The organism is Microcystis sp. M53602_WE12 (assembly GCF_030065455.1).
Taxonomy (GTDB): Bacteria; Cyanobacteriota; Cyanobacteriia; order Cyanobacteriales; family Microcystaceae; genus Microcystis; species Microcystis aeruginosa.
This window is the reverse complement of sequence record NZ_JASJFB010000334.1, coordinates 1-2,856: the sequence shown is the minus strand read 5'-3', so window position 1 is coordinate 2,856 and position 2,856 is coordinate 1. Positions and strand designations below refer to the sequence as shown.

2 protein-coding genes are annotated in these 2,856 nt (G+C 44.1%); one reads left to right on the top strand and one right to left on the bottom strand.

Translation table 11 applies throughout. The annotated features are described in order from the left end of the window. Positions 1 to 80 precede the first annotated feature (80 nt). Positions 81 to 701, top strand: coding sequence for a vWA domain-containing protein (locus PX482_RS11905; protein ID WP_002759854.1), 621 nt, complete (start codon positions 81 to 83; stop codon positions 699 to 701). Positions 702 to 749: 48 nt separating this feature from the next. On the opposite strand, the gene glgA is transcribed toward PX482_RS11905, so the two are convergent. Beyond that, complete coding sequence (gene glgA / locus PX482_RS11900) at positions 750 to 2,177, bottom strand: glycogen synthase GlgA (RefSeq protein ID WP_002759853.1); 1,428 nt, start codon at positions 2,175 to 2,177, stop codon at positions 750 to 752. Between the last annotated feature and the right edge of the window lie 679 nt (positions 2,178 to 2,856).

Genomic DNA, 2,856 nt, shown 5'->3' with positions numbered 1-2,856 from the left:
GATCGAGGTAGAGTTTCCATCCTAGAGTTTAATAATTATTAGACTAGGACGAGCGCAAATTGCTTGGAGGTATAGCCCCTATGGCCAGTGAAAGTGTTGTACAGGACAGAGATTATACTCTGATTATTGACAAAAGTGGCAGTATGTCCACTGCTGATAAACCCAGTGATAAAACCCGTTGGCAAATTGCCCAAGAATCCACCCTCGCCTTGGCTAGAAAGTGCGAGGAAATCGATCCCGACGGCATCACTATCTATCTTTTTTCCGGACGTTTCCGACGCTATGATAATGTTACTTCCGATAAGGTCACACAAATTTATCAAGAAAACGAACCGATGGGGAGGACAGACCTAGCAGCTGTGCTGCAAGATGCCCTTGATAATTATTTTCAGCGCAAAACTGCCGGCAAAACTAAACCCAACGGAGAAACTATTCTGGTGATTACCGACGGAGAACCAGATGATCGCAAAGCGGTGATGCGTCAAATCATCGAAGCTTCTCGAAAACTCGATAGCGATCAAGAATTAGCCATTTCTCTGATTCAAGTAGGCCATGATCGGCAAGCAACCGAATTTCTCAAAGCTTTAGACGATCAACTAGAATCGGCGGGGGCCAAATTCGATATCGTTGACACAATTACTATCGATGATATGGAAGATATGACCCTAGCGGAAGTTCTTCTCAACGCCATTACCGATTAATTTCTAGCCAGTAGGGGTGATATCTCTTCACCCCTACTCAAGGAGGATTTAACTGCTAGTCAGGGCGACCAATTTATCTTTTTCCTCATCGGATAATTGCTCCGATTGTCCCGTGATTTGTTTGTAGATTTTGAGATATTCCAAAGCGGATTTATACCAACTAAAATCTTGAGTCATTGCCCGTTGCTGTAGTTTTTGCCAATCCTGTTTATAACGAAAACTTTCCCAAGTCCGGATCATACAGGTAAACAGGTCTAAAGGTTCATAGCGATCGAAACTAAATCCTGTTCCTTTTTCCTGAATCGGGTCGTGGAAAGACACCGTATCGACTAAACCACCGGTGCGGCGTACCATGGGAATACAACCGTAACGCATAGCCATTAATTGGGAAATGCCGCAGGGTTCAAAACGGGAAGGCATTAACAAAGCATCGGCCCCCCCATAGATGCGACGGGAAAGGGCATCACTATAGAGAAGATGCAGGGACATTCGCCCCCGGAAACGGGAAGTCATCTCCCACAGTTGGGTTTCATAATAGCGATCGCCTGTACCCAAAATAATCAATTGTGCATCAGTATAGGTGAGAAAGCGATCTAAAATTTGCATCACTAGATCAATACCTTTTTGTTCCACCAAACGCGTCACCATCCCCATGACAAAGGCATTTCTGCTGACCTGTAGCCCCACTTCTTCTTGCAGGGCAATTTTATTGGCCAGACGTTTTTCGATGGTTTCTGGGGTAAAATTCTGCTTAAGATAAGCATCTTTAGCCGGGTTATACACCTCCGTGTCGATGCCGTTGACAATCCCCACCAGATTGCCGGAAATGTAGGACAATAATCCTTCTAAATTTTCGCCATAAATGGGGGTCTGTATTTGACGGGCATAGGTGGGAGAAACGGTGGTGATGCGATTAGCAAATTGAACCGCCGCGGCCATGGTATTATCCCCCTGCATATACCAAGGACACCAAGTCATTTTTTCTAATGCCTCCCGCCAAGGGCCCTGGTAGGCGAGATTATGGATAGTAAAAACGGTGCTAATATCGGGGTCTTGGTGCATCCAGACGGGAATCATGCCCGTGTGCCAATCATGACAGTGAATAACTTGCGGTTTCCAGTAATTCCAAGCGAATTCCGCCGCACCATTGGCAAATAGGGTAAATCGCCAGGCCTCATCTTCGCCTCCGTAGATACTGCGTCCAGAGAAAGCTAGATGACCAAAGAGGTAGAGAGGAATATCCGTATCGGGTAAAACCGTCTCATAGACTAAAAAATCCTGAAACATGGCGAATCCTGACCAAATGGGTTCGGAAGGGATGTCCATTTTTTCCTGGAGAAAACCGTAGTAGGGTAGAAAAATCCGCACGTCATGACCTAGCTGACGCAAGACTTTCGGTAATGCCCCAATTACGTCCCCCATTCCCCCAACTTTGGCAATTGGGGCGGCCTCGGCACCCACAAATAGAATTCGCATACTCTTCCCGCTTTACTTCACGACGACAAGAAATTTTAACAGATAAAACCCCCCTAGCAGGATTTGCCAGCAGGTTATTATCGGATTAGCCTAGATTTTTCTTTCACCAACCAGAGAGCCAACGAGGGGAAAATTAGCTGTTTTGGACATTATTAAGTTTTGTAGCCTTTTTTTGCCGGCTTTTTATTCGGAATAAGTGTTTAAGATTTTGGATGGACTCTACCAAAGAAGACAAAGTAAACTATAGCAATCCTAAATCATTTTCTAAAAACAACTGTATTGATGAATTTTAGGAAAATCAAATTTATGATCGATCATCAATACAAAATTCAAATAAAAATTTGACAATCTTAAAAGACTTGCATAAATACCGGCGTTGTCAAATTGAAAGATGCTCCGAATCAGCTAGGAACTGAAATTACTTTGATAGCAAGGATAGCATTGCATCTTGACAATTAGTGTTTCATGAACGAATAGTGCCGATGGTTGGGCTTAAGTGGGGAACAAGAGTCGCTCGATTTAGCAGTGGAATTAGCCCTACAATCGGCGTTGTCAAATTGAAAGATGCTCCGAATCAGCACCGGAGCATTGCATCTTTCCTCTTCTGATCTGACAACGCCCCCGTTTTCTTGTATTTAGAAAACGGGTTTCTTCGAGAAACTATTTAGAAACCCGTTTT

Bases quoted from the DNA above. Each gene is read 5' to 3' on its own strand.
- PX482_RS11905 (WP_002759854.1), top strand. From the start codon at position 81: ATGGCCAGTGAAAGTGTTGTACAGGACAGAGATTATACTCTGATTATT.
- glgA (WP_002759853.1), bottom strand. From the start codon at position 2,177: ATGCGAATTCTATTTGTGGGTGCCGAGGCCGCCCCAATTGCCAAAGTT.